At 56.7% G+C, this 16,360-nt stretch carries 15 protein-coding genes; 9 read left to right on the plus strand and 6 right to left on the minus strand.

Features of this window, described 5'->3' with window-relative positions; all coding sequences use genetic code 11:
- Positions 1 to 11 precede the first annotated feature (11 nt).
- From I6L58_RS16815 to I6L58_RS16835, 5 genes are read right to left on the minus strand one after another with little or no spacing between them, the layout of a single operon-like run.
- Complete coding sequence (locus I6L58_RS16815; protein WP_088208562.1) at positions 12 to 1,745, minus strand: ShlB/FhaC/HecB family hemolysin secretion/activation protein; 1,734 nt, start codon at positions 1,743 to 1,745, stop codon at positions 12 to 14.
- A gap of 17 nt (positions 1,746 to 1,762) precedes the next feature.
- Positions 1,763 to 2,758 carry a fimbrial protein gene (locus I6L58_RS16820; protein ID WP_088208563.1) on the minus strand — a complete coding sequence of 332 codons (996 nt, stop codon included), beginning with the start codon at positions 2,756 to 2,758 and terminating at the stop codon, positions 1,763 to 1,765.
- Positions 2,755 to 5,328: a fimbria/pilus outer membrane usher protein gene (locus I6L58_RS16825; RefSeq protein ID WP_006178433.1), complete on the minus strand. Its 2,574-nt coding sequence runs from the start codon at positions 5,326 to 5,328 to the stop codon at positions 2,755 to 2,757. The genes I6L58_RS16820 and I6L58_RS16825 overlap by 4 nt, the downstream gene beginning before the upstream one ends.
- A gap of 29 nt (positions 5,329 to 5,357) precedes the next feature.
- Entirely contained in the window at positions 5,358 to 6,095 is a 738-nt protein-coding gene (locus I6L58_RS16830) for a fimbrial biogenesis chaperone (RefSeq protein ID WP_088208564.1), read from the minus strand.
- Between the two features lie 54 nt (positions 6,096 to 6,149).
- On the minus strand, positions 6,150 to 6,716 hold the full coding sequence (locus I6L58_RS16835) for a fimbrial protein (RefSeq protein ID WP_227658121.1): 567 nt from the start codon (positions 6,714 to 6,716) through the stop codon (positions 6,150 to 6,152).
- A gap of 412 nt (positions 6,717 to 7,128) precedes the next feature.
- On the opposite strand from I6L58_RS16835, the gene speB reads away from it, so the two are divergent.
- Positions 7,129 to 8,049, plus strand: a complete 921-nt coding sequence (gene speB / locus I6L58_RS16840) for an agmatinase (RefSeq protein ID WP_058608614.1) — start codon at positions 7,129 to 7,131, stop codon at positions 8,047 to 8,049.
- Positions 8,050 to 8,052: 3 nt separating this feature from the next.
- Here the strand turns inward: speB and I6L58_RS16845 are convergent, their stop codons facing one another.
- Positions 8,053 to 9,264: an MFS transporter gene (locus tag I6L58_RS16845; RefSeq protein ID WP_042321915.1), complete on the minus strand. Its 1,212-nt coding sequence runs from the start codon at positions 9,262 to 9,264 to the stop codon at positions 8,053 to 8,055.
- A 406-nt stretch (positions 9,265 to 9,670) separates the two neighbouring features.
- Here I6L58_RS16845 and I6L58_RS16850 point away from each other — a divergent pair, with 406 nt between their 5' ends.
- From I6L58_RS16850 to I6L58_RS16885, 8 genes are all read left to right on the plus strand, one after another.
- Positions 9,671 to 9,994, plus strand: a complete 324-nt coding sequence (locus I6L58_RS16850; RefSeq protein WP_013098654.1) for a Rieske (2Fe-2S) protein — start codon at positions 9,671 to 9,673, stop codon at positions 9,992 to 9,994.
- Entirely contained in the window at positions 9,991 to 10,299 is a 309-nt protein-coding gene (locus I6L58_RS16855) for a recombinase-like helix-turn-helix domain-containing protein (protein WP_006178427.1), read from the plus strand. The genes I6L58_RS16850 and I6L58_RS16855 overlap by 4 nt, the downstream gene beginning before the upstream one ends.
- Positions 10,300 to 10,309: 10 nt before the next feature.
- Positions 10,310 to 11,332 carry an aromatic ring-hydroxylating oxygenase subunit alpha gene (locus tag I6L58_RS16860; RefSeq protein WP_006178426.1) on the plus strand — a complete coding sequence of 341 codons (1,023 nt, stop codon included), beginning with the start codon at positions 10,310 to 10,312 and terminating at the stop codon, positions 11,330 to 11,332.
- On the plus strand, positions 11,332 to 12,081 hold the full coding sequence (locus I6L58_RS16865; RefSeq protein ID WP_088208565.1) for an SDR family oxidoreductase: 750 nt from the start codon (positions 11,332 to 11,334) through the stop codon (positions 12,079 to 12,081). Before I6L58_RS16860 ends, I6L58_RS16865 begins: the two co-directional genes overlap by 1 nt.
- Before the next feature lie 12 nt (positions 12,082 to 12,093).
- Positions 12,094 to 12,882 (plus strand): IclR family transcriptional regulator, encoded by a 789-nt coding sequence (locus I6L58_RS16870; protein ID WP_058608646.1) that lies wholly within the window; start codon positions 12,094 to 12,096, stop codon positions 12,880 to 12,882.
- Positions 12,883 to 12,960: 78 nt separating this feature from the next.
- Positions 12,961 to 13,887 carry a VOC family protein gene (locus tag I6L58_RS16875; RefSeq protein ID WP_058608611.1) on the plus strand — a complete coding sequence of 309 codons (927 nt, stop codon included), beginning with the start codon at positions 12,961 to 12,963 and terminating at the stop codon, positions 13,885 to 13,887.
- Complete coding sequence (locus I6L58_RS16880) at positions 13,884 to 15,071, plus strand: NAD(P)/FAD-dependent oxidoreductase (protein ID WP_088208566.1); 1,188 nt, start codon at positions 13,884 to 13,886, stop codon at positions 15,069 to 15,071. The genes I6L58_RS16875 and I6L58_RS16880 overlap by 4 nt, the downstream gene beginning before the upstream one ends.
- Positions 15,072 to 15,096: 25 nt before the next feature.
- On the plus strand, positions 15,097 to 16,353 hold the full coding sequence (locus I6L58_RS16885) for an MFS transporter (protein ID WP_088208567.1): 1,257 nt from the start codon (positions 15,097 to 15,099) through the stop codon (positions 16,351 to 16,353).
- Positions 16,354 to 16,360: the final 7 nt, after the last annotated feature.

Consider the following 16,360-nt stretch of genomic DNA (forward strand, 5'->3'; position numbering starts at 1 on the left):
TCTTCCCTTTGTTAGAAGTTAATTTCCGTTTTGTAATAAACCACCGTGTTATCGATGGTTTCTTCTTCCATTGAGTCTGGTTTTTTAACGGGCCACCCTGCCATCACGTAGGAAGAGAAATGGCTGCCAGTGGCTTTAACACCCACGGATGCGCCCATCATGAATTGGCTGTCGCAGACATTGACGCCTTTCGGGCAATTATCTTTTGTAAAGCCAAAGTCGTAGCCAATATAAGGCGTCAGCTGGTAAATACCGGCCAGTCCAATATCGAAAGGAAACTGCAGGCTGTTGGCAATCCATGCGCCGTTGTCGCTCATCACGTTGTCGTCTTTGAAACCACGAACGGTGTATTCATCGCCGATAGTGACCTTGGCATCACTCACCAGCACATCCGGCGTGTACTGAAAACCGCTGTTCAGCTCATAGGTCATGCCGAGTCTGCCGAACTTAGCGAGCGGGCGCGTCCAGGAGGCAATGCCGTTGTACTTCATGTAATCGACGTCGAAACCTTCCAGGTCTTTATCGCCGTCGCGGGCGGAACCAAACCACGGCACCGCCGCGGTGACGCTCAGATCGCCATAGAACCAGCCGCCGCCCATTGCGCCAACGTAGGTCAGGCCCGACGCCAGCGAGGTGTAGGTTTTTGAGCTAACGTCAATGCGCGCGTTTTCGATGCCGTTGTAGTTATCCCGGCGTTCGACCTTCATCCAGGCGCTGGTTTTACCCGTTGCGCCACGCACCAGCATGCGACTGATACGCAGGGATGCACGTTCGGAGGTACCATCGGAATCGTAAATGCCGAAACCGCCGTCGATGCCTTTTTCGTATTCAGATTTGTAATAGCTGGTATCAAAACCCCAATAGCCCAGCGGCACGCTGTAGCTAAATGACCAGGAGTCCTGCTTATCATTACTATTTTTCAGGTCGTTCCAGGAGTAATACGCATTAAAGATGTCGTTCAACCCGGCAATATTCTTTGCCGTCAGGCTGCCGTAATATTGTTGCCAGCCGTCTGATTTATTCCCGGAGTTATTTAACCCCGCGGCCGCGTCAAGCGGGAATGAGGGCTGATGAATCAGGTTAAGATCGGAATAACCATTAATGATTGAGGGCTCAACGTGAATATTATCCCCCTGTGATACCCGCATCAGGTTCTCAACCATCTGGTCGACATCCTGCATATTCAGGATCTTGTCTTTGGCAAACGGGTAGGCGGTAAAAAGACGCGTGCTATCACGCAGCCCCGGAGCCTGGCCGTTAACCTTAAAAGCGTTGATCTTTCCCCACAGCACGCGAAGCTTGAGCGTACCGCTTTTGATGTTGCCGGGATCGATGCTGATCAGGGTGGTGGCATAGCCACGGGAAATATAAAAATCCGTTAACTCTTTCACTAAGGTGAAAATGTCAGATTTGCCCAGATCTTTACCCAGATAGCGCTGGACGATCTCCTCGCGCTGCGGCGATCCGTCGAACAGGTGATCGTCGAGGATCTCGATGTGGGTTACGTTGAACTTCCACGATGAGTCAGCCGGCAGGCCGGTCTCCGCGTCTTCTCCACGACTGGCGCGCTGTTGTTGCAGCAACGCTTCCGTTCTTTTCGCCTCTTCAATCAGATACTGGTTGCTCTGCCGCTCCAGGCGATCAAGCTCCTGCTTGTTCTGGACAGAGGGCAGCGTGGCGGCATGGGCCACCTGCAGTAAAGGCAGTAAGAACAGGACTTTTTTCATTTTAAAATGACAACGCATCTCTCTCTCCCTGAGCGTTATTTAATGCGAACGGTGTATTGAACGGCGCCGACAACTCTGCCGGGGGTGAGGGCGGTCTTACGATCGACCCCACCGCCAACATAGATATACGCCTGATATTTTTTGGTGAGCGTGGAGGCGGTATAGATCTTCTCATTACCCAGCGAGATCGCGGCTCCGTTCTTCTCAAAAAGGCGAATACTAAAATTGCTTGCATAACCGTCGCCGCTTTCAACGCCGATTACGCCGGACAACTCGCCTAATGGGGTGTTAATTAAGGAGTTGAAGGTGATGCCAATTTGTTCCGTAGAAGGGCAACCCACGGTGATAGTGAAATCCTTTTTAACACCCTGAAAACTATCGTCGTTTTGAAAATCGGCGATGTTATAGGTGCCCAAATCGATGTTTGTTGCCGAGGGGTAGATTGTGCACGCGGCGGTAATCACCTTAATGGCAACACCAAAGTTGATGGCCATAATCGGCAGTTTTTCGCTCGCATCGGCGGTCGGGATCACCACTGCTTCAGCCACCTTACCGGCTGGAATAACGTATTCCCCTTCAGGCATCGCACCGGTCTGGACCATTTCCACCAGCACCGTGCTGTTTCTCACCCCACAACCGGTGGAGCAGGTGGTCGGTGAACCCGAGTTACCCGGCAGCCAGGAAGATTCGGTCTGCGTAGGCCAGCGCATGCGAATGCCAATCCCCGGGATTTCGGTGTTATAGACATGATCAAGCTGCGAACGGATATAGCTTCGCGAATAGCTTGAATGCCATGAGGATTGTGTGGAGGCGTCACAGGTGTAGCTAACGTCCGGCACCTGGTAGGTTTTGCTCCATAAAACTTTGCCGACCTCACGCTGCTTAATGACGTTAAGCGTGATGTCGTCCATGATATTGAGCGTCGCCAGAGGGGACGTGCGGGTGCACAACGCCGCATAGGCGCTGGTGCACGTTAAAGATAAAAACGCCGTGGATAAAAGAATCAGCGCAGCCGTAAAGATCCGTCTCATGGTGTTGCCCCGTTATTGATGCAGGTAATTTCAGTAGCCTTAAACGCCTCTTCCTCGGATGGCTGATCCTCAGCGCCTTGTTTCACATAACGCGCAACGCACTGTGCGGGCTGTTTATTTTTCTTCCACTGGAGGGTGAAGTCGTTTTGGCCTTCCTTGAGCGACACCATCGCCACGCCGTTTTGTCCGACCATGCCGATGGCGTTGTGCGATGCATCCAGCACCGACGCACCGAAGGGGATCACCTCCCCGGAAGGCTGCACAAAGCGCACAAAGCTCTGGCTATTGGCCTGGGTGTCCATTTTGATCAGCACGGCCGCGCCGGAGGTAGGCACGATGGTTCGGCGGGTATCGTCTACCTCGACGGTATACGCGGTGCCTTTCGGGTCGGCGTACACCTCGTTGTACTTGTAAGGCACCAGATACCCGACAATGCCGTAGCCGTTGTCTTTGATGACGGCCTGAGAATCCGGGTAGATGCGGGAGCCTTCTGCGCCTTTTGCTTCTACAATGCCGATGGTGTCTGCCAGGGTCGGCACAAAGTTGATGCCGCCTTCATGCACCACCACGCCGCCGTTCAGGTTGACCCCACCCATAAAGGAATCCCGGGACTGGCTGTAGGTCATCCCGCCCGAGGCGCTTTCGCCCGTGTAGGAGAGGTTCATGCCGAAGTTGGTTTCCGGCGTGTTGGACTGGCTGAAATAGCCGCCAAAGCCAAACTGCGAGCGTTCCCCGGCGGAGCCGTTTAGCGAGGTACGGAAGTTAGCTTCATCGCTGTTATAGCTGAAGTTCGCCCCCAGGCGAGCCTGCTTCTCGTAGTGGTGGCCGAGCGGCATACTCATGTTCAGATAGAGCGTATCTTCGTGGCCGCCATCGTCGTTGTTGGTCCGGCCAAGAGAGATCCCCCAGGTCGTGATGCCAAACTGGTTGTTATAGCCCAGCACGAAGTTCGACTTTTCATTCCGGCCCTGCTCGTTGTTCCAGACGTTGCCCACAAAACCGCTGACGTAGAAGCTTCCCCAACCGGCGGGAAGCGTCTGGTTGATGTTGGCTTCCAGGCGCTCGCGGTAGCGTTCCGGGAGATAGTCATCCTCATCGGCTTCAATCGAGCGCTTCAGGCTGACCGCATCGCTCAGGGAGTAGAAGTTCGCGCTGGAGTAGCGATAGCCAATCAGGCTGAAGTTCGTCCCGGTGGTCGGGAGCGTCTTCGCCAGGCTAATGCGCAGGCTCATATTGCAGAAGGTGCCGCAGTCGGCGGTGTCCGGCTGTCCCTCGAAGCGGGTGAAGGAGCGCGTCACGTCCACGCCAAGCGCGCCCAGACGGGTGTTAATCGCAAAACCGGTCATCAGCGCCGAGTAGTCGCCTTCGAACGCGCTCTGTCCGCCAACGTATCCGGTAAAGTTATTGAATAAGCCGTACTGATACGTGCCCTCAACCGCTTTCGGGTCCTCTTTCAGCCAGGTATCGCGAATTTCACCCGCAGCCACAGAGTAGCGGGAGTAACCTTCGCGCAGCAGCTGCGGCACGCTGGAGTAGGGGACCACGAAGTAGGTCTCTTTGCCGTTGGTCTCTTTAACGGTGACCTCAAGATCGCCGTTATAGCCGGTCGCATAGAGATCGCTGATGGCGAACTCCCCTGGCGGCACCACCTTTTCATACAGGGTGTTGCCAGCCTGCTTGATGGTCACCGTGGCATTGCTGTTGGCGATGCCGCGCACCACCGGAGCATAGTTGCGTACGGAGTCGGGAAGCATGCGATCGTCCGTGGCGAGACGAACGCCGCGCAGGGCAGTGGTGTCAAAAAAATCACCAGTGGTATTCATATCGCCCAGCACAATCTGCGATTGCAGCGGCGCAATCGCCCGCTCTGCATAGGCCTGGATATGCTGTACGCCGGTATTTTCAGTGTCACTGCCGGAACTCAGGCTGTCGTAAGTCGTAAAGCGCCACGCGCCCAGCGCAAGAGTGTTGTGCAAATTGCTGTAGAGATAGGTCGCGTTATCCTGGGTGGGGCGATAACGTGAACTGGTGGCGCTCAGCGTATAGGAGGACATCAGCGCCGGCACGCCGTTATCCCATAACTCCGGGCTGACGTAACCCGCAGGCGTATTAAGCAGCATCGCCTGGGGAATAGTGACATCCAGCTGTTCTTCTACCGCGTTATAATTAACCGTCGCGCCTTTAATCAGCTCAGGAAGAATAATACAACTCTTCTGCTTCCAGTCAGGGGGAAGTTTTGATGTGTCGACGTCAAAGCGGACGACCATTTCGGGCGTCATGCAGGCGTTAAATCCCTGCTCATTATTTGCCGCCACAAAGGTGACGGACCAGGTATCAACAGGCTTGAGATTGCTGTAAACCTCAAGCGTATATTTACCCGGCTGTATTTTTTCTACGCCGTCAAATTGGGTCAGATCGATTCCGCTATCGTAATACTTCATAAACCCATGAGAAAATGTCATCGGCTTACTGGTATCACTGGCAAAAACTGCGGGTGGCGCGATTGTCACCGAAATGACAAAGCCACTCATCACCCACAGAGTGTTAGTTTTTTTGAAAAACATCGACATATCACCGTCCTGGTCAATATCCTTGCTAATCAGAAGTTATACGTGCGCTTAATATAGGCACCCAGATCGGTAATATAATTGTATTGGAATGTCCCTTTTCCCTGCACGGCATTCACCTGCGGGAAGTGATACACCATCGTGCTATATGGCGCGATCATCTCTCCATCAATCATGACATCTTTGCCCTGAGCATCTCTGAGCCAGACGTTCGTCATGCTTACATGGAAAGGAGAATTATTTGTTCCAACGACGTCATAACCTTTGGCCGTTTTTTTCAATTGCCAGGTTAATTCGTCCGCCGCTTTCATCGGGTTACCCTTCAGGCCAACCGGACGATAGAAAAATTTAATCAGCGTTCTGAACGCCATTTTTAGCTGATTTTTATCCGCGTCTTCTGCCATTTCAGGTGGAATATCCAGGACGTTGAGCCACAGTACCGTCTCACGATCTTTTGGATATTTCGCCGCTACGCCTTCCGTCTGGAATATGCGGAAAACTTTCCCCTTTTGGCCGTTAATTCTGGCCGCCGGTGGGGTGATAAAGAAAGGCACATCTTCTTTGGCGATGCCGTCAGTCTTATCGGTGCTGGAAAGCCACACCTGAACCAGTTCGGGCGTTTTGCTGACGTTGTTAATACGAATCGTTTGTTCTTTCTCCCCGGCGTTAAATGCCACACGGGTCGTCATAATTTGAATCGTTGCACTGGCCGCAAAGGAAAAGGCCAGCGTCGTCATGAATACAGAAGATATAACAAGTTTTTTTAACATCTGGCCTAATCCTTTAGGTGATACTCTCAGCGGTTCATCCCGCTAAATGCGCGATTACTGATATTTAATAGAGTAAATAACGTCGGTTGATACCTGACCGGCAGTAGATGCCCCGCCCGTAGCGACATATTGTGCCCAGTAATCAAAGCGAGCCGTATTACCGGAAACCGTAACGGTTTGAGCGTTATTGTTTGCGGTATTCAGGTTCAGAATAGCTTTTGAAGAATCCAGTAAACCAACCTGAACTTTCTCCGCACCGCCAGACGCTTTCGCCACGGTATTTTTCAGGTTACCGGTGGTGGCATCAATATTGGTGCTTTGCGCCAGTTCGAAAAATACGTTGGCAATTTTGCCATTGGTGCAGTTTGCGCCGCTTAAGGTAATGTGGAATGGTGTGTCGCCTGCGCGCTGTCCATCCGCTGCAAGCGCGGTTGCACTAATAGAAGGTAAATGAACGGTAAAATCAGGGGTAGAAGATTCGCCCTGTGCGTCGCCGCCGGTAATAGTACAGGTGGCGTCGCTGATAGTACCTTCAAAAGTAATAGTGCCATCTTCTGCTGCCGCGGCGGTACCGATGGTTGAAAGAACGGCCAGGATTGCCAGCTTAGACAACTTATTCATAAAAATATCCATATCATGTCATTGGGGGGGGTATTGTATATAGGTCATCTCCTCCACCGCTATCGTCCAGGCCTAAATATATTCCTAGTTTTAAAATGATATATTTGTTTAATTTATGAATTAAGTTTTGCTTCGGACGTTTAAGCACAAATGATGTGAAGAAATCGCTGGCTTTAGAAAATATAAATTATAAAAATGAATTTTATTTGTGTGGTGAATATTTTGGGGCCGTATAAGTCTGGTGACACGATTGATTTCTGTTTTGAAAAGTGAGCTTGAATCTTAACCTTCCAGAGGCTAGCATTAGGCAAAAGCAGTAAGGACATCAATCCCTTCCTCGTCGGGTTTAACGACGCGGAGGGGATTTTTTTTCATCTGTATCTAATGCAACGACTTTATAAGAGGTCAGGACATGAGCACTTTAGGTCATCAGTACGATAACTCCCTGGTATCTAACGCGTTTGGTTTTTTACGTTTACCAATGAACTTCCAGCCGTACGACAGCGACGCTGACTGGGTCATCACCGGCGTTCCATTCGACATGGCCACCTCCGGTCGTGCCGGTGGCCGTCACGGCCCGGCGGCAATTCGTCAGGTATCCACTAACCTGGCCTGGGAGCACAACCGTTTCCCGTGGAACTTCGACATGCGCGAGCGCCTGAACGTGGTGGACTGCGGCGATCTGGTGTATGCCTTTGGTGACGCGCGTGAGATGAGCGAAAAGCTGCAGGCACACGCCGAGAAGCTGCTGGCTGCCGGTAAGCGCATGCTCTCCTTCGGCGGCGACCACTTCGTAACCCTGCCGCTGCTGCGCGCCCACGCCAAACACTTCGGTAAAATGGCGCTGGTGCACTTCGATGCGCATACCGACACCTACGCGAACGGCTGTGAATTCGATCATGGCACCATGTTCTTCACCGCGCCGAAAGAAGGGTTGATCGACCCGAATCATTCCGTGCAGATCGGTATCCGTACCGAGTTCGATAAAGACAATGGTTTCACCGTGCTTGATGCCTGCCAGGTGAACGATCGCGGCGTGGACGACATCATCGCCCAGGTGAAGCAGATCGTTGGCGATATGCCGGTGTACCTGACCTTTGATATCGACTGTCTGGATCCGGCGTTTGCACCGGGTACCGGTACGCCGGTCATCGGCGGGCTGACCTCCGACCGCGCCATCAAGCTGGTGCGCGGCCTGAAAGATCTGAACATCGTGGGCATGGACGTGGTGGAAGTTGCACCGGCATACGATCAGTCCGAGATCACCGCGCTGGCCGCGGCGACCCTGGCGCTGGAAATGCTTTACATCCAGGCCGCGAAAAAAGGCGAATAACCTTTACGCGCTGAGTGCTGCTGCGCGACGCATGCGCAGCAGCAACACGCCGCCCGCCAGCAGAGTGATCGCCTGCGACACGACCAGCACCGAAAAGCCCGAGCTGACCGACCCCATCGATTTCATCACCATCCCCATCAGCAGCGGAATAAAAGCGGCGCAGAGATTACCGATGCCATTAATAATGCCGTACGCGCTGCCGACTGCCTCCCGCGCCGCGTGATGCTGGATCACCGCAGGAATGGCCGCCCCCTGAAGTCCCCAGAAGATATTTGCCGAGAGCATAAACAGCGCAAGCCACACCGGCTGGTGGCTCAGCATCAGCGCGATGACGGACAACGCCGTCAGCAAGCCGCCCACCACAAACAGCACCGGGGCCTGCTCCGGGCGCATTTTATCGAGCAGCACGCCGCCGAGAAATTTTGAGCCAAGGCTTAACAGGAAGGGGACCGCGGCAAGCAACCCGGTCGCGTGCAGCGAGAAGTGATGCTCATCGCGCAGCCAGGCGGGGAGCCACGCGCTGCTGCCCCAGAGATAGCTCAGCGTGGCGATTTCAACCAGCAGGATCAGGCCAAGCAGCGGGGTTTGCCAGGCGAGCGTAAAAGTCTGCATAAAACCCGGTTTTTGGATGGCCTTCACCTCACGCGGCGCGGGCAGAAAACGCCAGACCGCGCCGCCGCCCAGCACCAGGTTGATTGCCGCCAGCGCGTAAAACGATCCGGCCCAGCCGAGGTGCGCCATTAGCCAGGTGACCAGCGGAAAACCGATCGCCAGCCCCAGCGAAACGCCCAGGGCGGTCACGGCGTTGGGTTTGCCGATCGCCTCCGCGCAGAAGTTATCGCTGATAAAGCGCGTTTTCAGTGAAAAGAGCGGCCCTTCGGCAACCCCTAAAATTACGCGCGCGATGAGCATTCCCATCAGCGATCCGAGCAGCGGTGAAATGGCGCACACCGCAGCCCAGATGGCAATGCTGACCAGCAAACCCTGCCGATAATGCAGTTTGCTTTCGATAACCGGCGTTAAGAGTAACGCGGAAAAACCATAGCCCAGGAGAAAGCACGTCATCAGCATTCCCTGTAACATTCTGTTTTCATTTAACTGAAAGTGTTCGGCAAATTCCGGGTTTAAAATCATCACCGAAATATTTACCCTGTCGACATACGAAATAATAATCAGCAATAACAATGCCATCGTACCTTGCCATCTTGCCGTCATCATGCCCGCCTTATGAATTGATTTTTTATTAAAGTGATTGTCACGCAGGTAAAATGGTTCACCAGTGAAACTCGTTGTTTATAAACAGTAAATTAAAAATTCGTTTCACGGGTGAAACACCGGGGTTGTCCCTTTTATTTATTTCTAATGATCAAAGATAAAATAAGTCAATATCTTTCAGAGAACATTTCTTCCCATCACTAAAACGTATTCCCTCACGCCTGAATAATGAAAATTTCATATCGCTGCATTTTTTCGTGATCCTTTGCACACTTAGTTAATTAATTGCCATTCGGTTAACAATTTCGTCACATTGGCGCTTGACGAAAGATTCATCGCTTTTATATTGACCGTATTAAATAAGAAACAGAGTTTCATATATGAAACAAAAGCCTGGAGGATCGTGATGAGCTGGATAGGCGTATGTGACGCAGAACAAGTACAGGAAGATTTCCCATTTAGCGGCAACGTCGAGGGCAAAGAGATCGGCGTTTATTTAATTGACGGTGAATATTACGCGCTGGAAGACGTATGTCCGCACGCTTACGCGCTGCTGAGCCAGGGCTTTGTGGAAGACGGCAAAGTGGAGTGCCCGCTGCATGAGGCGGTTTTTGACGTCAAAACCGGCCAGTGCCTGCACGGCCCCGGCGGTCGCAACCTCAACCGCTACCCGGTTCGGGTCTTTGAAAACCAAATCCAGATTACCTTTGTCGAGGAGACCGTGGCATGAGCGAGACCCTGAACTTTAACCCGGCGCTGCCGGAAAGCCGCCAGTTTACCCCTCCGGCAGAGGGCGGTAACGGCGCGATCCACAAGCCGGGTGAATACCAGAACCTTATCTGGCAGACCCGCAGTCGCGAGCCGGAAAACTGGGAGCTCCACCTTATCGCCACCCTGGAAGAATTGTTTGAGCAGGGCGCGGAAACCCTGCCGGAGTTGGTGAACGGCCTGAACGCCGTCCGCCTGCACGACCAGCAGGGCGAGCCCTGGAGCGAGAACAGCTTCCAGGCATTCTTACAGGTTAACGGCTACTGAGGACAACGCGATGACGACTCCCGTACAACACTATCTTGATAAAGGTCTGCGCGGCCTCTGGTATCCGGTTCTGGCGAGCTGGGAAGTGCAGTCTGCGCCGGTGGGCATTACCCGCCTCGGCGAGCAGATTGTGGTCTGGCGTAACAAAGACGGCCAGGTACAGGCGCTGGAAGATCGCTGTCCCCACCGCGGCGCACGGCTGTCGATGGGCTGGAATCTCGGCGACCGCATCGCCTGCTGGTATCACGGCGTGGAAGTGGCGGGTAACGGCGAGGTGAAAGATGTGCCTGCGGTGGACAAATGCCCGCTGGTCGGCCAGCAGTGCGTGCGCAGCTACAACGTGCAGGAGGCGCACGGGGCCATTTTCCTGTGGTTCGGCGTTACCGCTGACCAGCAGCCGGACGAGCTGAGCTTCCCGGATGAACTCGCCGACACCGACAATTTCAGCAACTTCCTCTGCACCGCCGGGTGGAAATGCAACTACCAGTACGCGCTGGAAAACGTGATGGACCCGATGCACGGTACCTATCTGCACTCGTCGTCGCACTCGATGGCGGAAGGGGACCGCAAGGCGGACATGGTGCTGCAGCCGACCAAAACCGGCTTCATCTTTGAGAAAAAAGGGCAGAGCGGCATCAACTTCGACTGGGTGGAGCTGGGCAACAGTGGCACCTGCTGGATGCGCCTGTCCATTCCTTATAAGAAGCGTTTCGGGCCGGGCGGCCACTTCTTCATCGTCGGCATGGTGGTGCCGGAAGATAACGACAACTGCCGCGTCTTCTTCTGGCGTATCCGCCGGGTGCAGGGCTGGCAGCGCGACATGTGGCGCTTCATGTACCGCAACCGCCTGGAGAAACTGCACTGGGAAGTTCTCGAGCAGGACCGCGTGGTGCTCGAAAGCCTCGCCCCGAACGCCCGCGAGCATGAATACCTGTACCAGCACGACGTCGGTCTCTCCCGCCTGCGCCGTATGATGCAAAAGGCGGCGAAAGAGCAGCTGGCGATGCGTGAAGAACAGCAGGGAGCCGCCTGATGAACGGCCTGCTAAACGGGAAGCGCATCGTCGTGACCGGTGCCGCGCGCGGCCTGGGCTATCACTTCGCCAAAGCCTGCGCGGAGCAGGGGGCGGCGGTGGTGATGTGCGACATCCTGAAAGGCGAGCTGGCCGAAAACGCGCACGGACTGCGTGAGCAGGGCTACGCGATCGAATCCCACATTATCGATCTGGCCGATCCGCACGCCATTGAGCAGGTGTTCAGCGCCATTGGCGAGCAGGGACAGATTGACGGGCTGGTGAATAACGCGGCCATGGCGACCGGCGTGGGGGGCAAAAACATGCTCGATTACGATCCGGATCTCTGGGATCGGGTGATGAGCGTGAACGTCAAGGGCACCTGGCTGGTGACGCGCGCCGCCGTGCCGCTGCTGCGCGAGGGGGCCGGGATTGTGAACGTCGCTTCCGACACCGCGCTGTGGGGCGCGCCGCGCCTGATGGCCTATGTCGCCAGCAAGGGCGCGGTGATTGCCATGACCCGCTCGATGGCCCGTGAGCTGGGTGAAAAACGTATCCGCATCAATGCCATCGCGCCGGGGCTAACCCGCGTCGAGGCGACCGAGTATGTGCCCGCCGAACGCCATCAGCTGTACGAAAATGGCCGCGCGTTAACCGGCGCGCAGCAGCCGGACGATGTGACGGGCAGCGTGGTCTGGCTGTTAAGCGATCTGTCGCGGTTCATTACCGGGCAGCTGATTCCGGTCAACGGCGGTTTTGTCTTTAACTGAGGCCTGATGAATATGGAAAACGATCGTGAAGTGAAGTATCTCGTGCCGGGGCTGGAGCGCGGTCTCCAGCTGCTGTTGGCCTTCGGCGAGCAGCACCGCGATCTGACCTTTGCCGAGCTGCACCGGCTGGTGGACATGCCAAAAGCCACCGCCTACCGCGTGGTGCAGACGCTGGAATACATGGGCTTTCTGGAGCGCAACGCGCGCACCAATACTTTCTCGCTCGGCATGAACGTGCTGCGCCTGGGCTTTGAATACATCGCCTCGCTGGATGTGGCCCAGGTCGGCCAGCCGGTTATCGAACAGTTGCGCGACGTCAGCCAGTGCAGCAGCCATCTGGCGATCCGCGACGGGCGCGACATCATCTACGTCGCCCGCGTCAGCGCTGCCGGTTCGCGCATCAACCAGGTGAGCATTGGCACCCGCCTGCCGGTGCACTGCACCTCGCTTGGCCGCATGCTGCTGACCGACATTTCGCGCGCTGACTTTGAACACCTGTTCCCGCACGAGCGCCTGCCGGGCAACACGCCGGGGCAGCTTCACGACCGCGAAGCGCTGTGGCAGATGGTGCAGCAGGACAAAGCCCGCGGGTTTGTCATCGGCGAATCTTTCTTCCGTCACGGTATCTCCTCCATCGTCTATCCGGTGTATGACCGCAGTGGACGGGTGGCAGCGGTGGTCAGCATTCTGGTGCCGTCGGAGGAGATCCCCCAGCCCGACCGCGAGCGCCTGCAAAACGAGGTCCGTCTGGCGGCGGATAAAATCTCTGGCTTCTTAGGGTATTTGTCACAGGCCAGTTAAATCAGTGAGTTAACGTCAGGCGCTTTGCTGCGTCGGGCATGTTTTACGCCCAATTTGGGCCAGATGAGGCAACGAACGATGAGTGTAACCGGAATTGAAAAGCTGGAATTTGGCGTCGACAACCTGACGCACTGCGCCAAATTCATGCGTGATTTTGGCCTGACGGGCGATGCCAGCGGCCAGCGTTTTACCACCCTGAGCGGCGCGCGCGTCGAGCTAAACCCGATTGACAGCCCCGACCTGCCGCCGGCGTTTGAAGCGGGCAACACCCTGCGCCGCATGACCTGGGCGGTGACAACTCAGGACGAGCTGGATGCCTTGCGCCCGACGCTGGCGCAGCAGCCCGGTTTTCGCCAGGTGGGCGATGCGCTGGAGTGCCGCGATCCGAACGGCATGACCCTGCGCGTACAGGTGAGCCAGCAGGTGCCGGTTGAGCTGAACGTCGAGCCGATTAACCAGTGGGGCGACGCCCGCCGCATCGACACGCCAAGCCCGGTGTATGACCGCGCCCAGCCGATCAACGTCGGCCACGTGGTGTTCTTCGTCGAGGAGCTGGCGGCGGTAGAACAGTTCTACCGCGAAGTGCTCGGCTTCCAGGTTTCCGACCGCTACATCAACCGCGCCGTGTTCCTGCGCTGTGGCCCGCGCGGTGGCCATCACAATTTGTTCCTGCTTCAGCTACCGAACCGCAAGCGCGGCCTGAACCACGTCGCCTTTACCGTGCGCGACATTCATGAGGTGATCGGCGGCGGCATTGCGATGAATAAAAACGACTGGAGCACCTTTATCGGGCCGGGCCGCCATCCGGTGTCGTCTGCCTACTTCTGGTACGTCAACAGCCCGACCGGCGGCGCGTTTGAATACTACACCAACGACGACTACCTGACCGAAAACTGGCAGCCGCGCGAGCTGGAGCACTCCCTGATCTCCTTCACCGAATGGGCGGTAGAGGGCGGGATTGACCATGACACGCGCCGCCAGCAGAAAAAGCCGGAGGCGGTATGACCTCGCGCATTGTCATTATCGGCGGCGGCCAGGCGGGTGGCTGGGCGGCGAAAACCCTGCGCGACGAGGGCTTCGACGGCGAGATTTGCGTGGTGGCGGAAGAGGAGTGGGATTTTTATGAACGTCCGCCGCTCTCGAAAGCCGCGTTGCTGGACGCCGATGCCGCACTGCCGCGCCTGTTTTCGGAAGACGCTCAGCAGGCGCTGAATCTGACCTGGTACCGCCCCTTGCGCGCCACGCAGATCGATCGCGCCGCGAAAAGGGTGCATTTAAGCAACGGCGAGCTTCTTAGTTACAACATCCTTTTAATTGCGACCGGTGGGCGGGCGCGTCTGCCGGGCGAGGCGTGGGGAAAACATCCGCAGGTCTACACCCTGCGCCACTGGCAGGACGCGCAGCGCCTGAAAACGCGTCTGGCGCAAAGCAACACCCTGGCGATTGTCGGCGGCGGCTGGATCGGCCTGGAGATTGCCGCCTCGGCGCGCAAAAGCGGCGTGGCGGTCACGCTGTTCGAGCAGCAGCCTGCCCTGTGCATGCGCTCGGTGAGCGGCGAGGTGTCCCGACAGCTGGAGCGGATCCACCGCGAGCAGGGCGTGGATATCCGCACCGGCTGCGGCGCGCTGGAGCTTGACGATCACCACGGTCTGCCGGTGATCCACTGCGACGGCAAACGCGAAACCTTCGATGCGGTAGTGGTGGGGATCGGCGTCGATCTGAACCTTGAGCTGGCCCGCGACGCCGGGCTGAACACCGACCGCGGGATCGTGGTCGACGCGCAGGGACGCACGTCGGATCCGGCCATCTTTGCCGCGGGCGATGTGGCGCAGCATCACCACTACGGGCTGTGTATCCAGTCGTGGGCCTTCGCCCAGAATCAGGCGGTGGCGACGGCGAAAGCGATGCTTAACCCCGACGCGCCGGGCTACGACGACGCGCCGTGGCTGTGGTCGGATCAATATCAGCACAACATTCAGATCCTCGGCATTCCGCAGCCTGGCGGCAAAACCGTCGTTCGTGATAACGCGCTGTTCTTCTCGCTGGACGACGGCGGACGGTTGACGCAGCTGGTGGCCTTTAACGACGCGCGTACCGTCAAGCTGGCGAAGCGCTGGATGGCGGCGGGACGAGACTTGTCGGACGTGCCGCTGAGCGACCCGGCCTTTTCACTGATGTCACTGCGATAGCTAACCCGCACCCGTAGGGGGAGACATGACCACATTCGAGACCAACGCCGCGCCCGCAGAGGCGAGCGGCGAGGGGACCCGCACGCCTGAAAACGCGGTGCGCTGGGCTATCCCGCTGTCGCTGCTGGCCTGTGTACTGCTGGCGTTTTTCGACAAAATCAGCATCGCGGCGCTGTTTTCCGATGACCATTTCCAGCAGGCGATGGGCATCGATTTCGACACCACGCGCCTTGGCATCCTGATGAGCGCCTTTCTTCTGAGCTACGGCTTTTCATCGGTCCTGCTCAGCGGGTTGGGGGACAAAATCCCGCCGCTGCGCCTGCTCACCGGCATGATGGCGGTGTGGTGCGTGCTGATGGTGGCGATGGGCTTCACCCATAACTACACGGTGATGATTGTCCTGCGCATTCTGCTGGGCATCGCCGAAGGGCCGCTGTTCCCGCTGGCGTTCGCCATCGTGCGCCATAACTTCCCGCAGCATCTGCAGGCGCGCGCCACCATGCTGTGGCTGCTCGGCACGCCGGTGGGGGCGGCAATTGGCTTCCCGCTCTCCCTCTGGCTGCTCAACACCTTCGGCTGGCAAAGCACCTTCTTTGTCATGGCGATGCTCACCGTTCCGGTGCTGATCTTTGTGCGCATTGGCCTGCGCGGTATTCGTCTCGACGTGAAGCCGGCAACCGCGCAGGCGTCACGGGACGAGCGGCGTGCGGCCCGGCGCGAGCTGTTTGTCAGCCCGCACTTCTGGGTAATCTGCGTCTTTAACGTTGCGTTTCTCACCTACCTGTGGGGGATCAACGGCTGGCTGCCGGGCTACCTGATCAAGGGCAAGGGCATTCATCTGGAGCACGCGGGCTGGCTGTCGTCGATGCCGTTTATCGCCATGCTGGCGGGCGAGGTGATTGGCGCTTGGCTCTCGGACCGCGTCGATAAGCGTGCGGCGGCCTGTTTTATCTCCATGGCGGGCGCAGCCGTCGGGCTGACGGCGGTGATGCACCTTGATACACCCCTGACGATTATCGCGGCGATGAGCTTTAGCACCTTTATGTGGGGCACGGGCGCGCCGAACATTTTTGCCCTGCTGGCGAAGGCCACCCATCCCCGGGTGAGCGCGACGGCGGGCGGCATTTTCAACGGGCTGGGAAACTTTGCCGGGGCGCTGTCGCCCGCGGTGATGGGGGGGCTTATCGCCTTCACCCACAGCATGGATTCCGGGCTGATTTTTCTGGCGGTGATGGCGGCGGTGGGCTGCGTCCTGTTACTGCCGCTGCTGAGACGTTACTGAGGAGAGT

This window comes from Enterobacter cancerogenus, assembly GCF_019047785.1.
Classification (GTDB): Bacteria; Pseudomonadota; Gammaproteobacteria; order Enterobacterales; family Enterobacteriaceae; genus Enterobacter; species Enterobacter cancerogenus.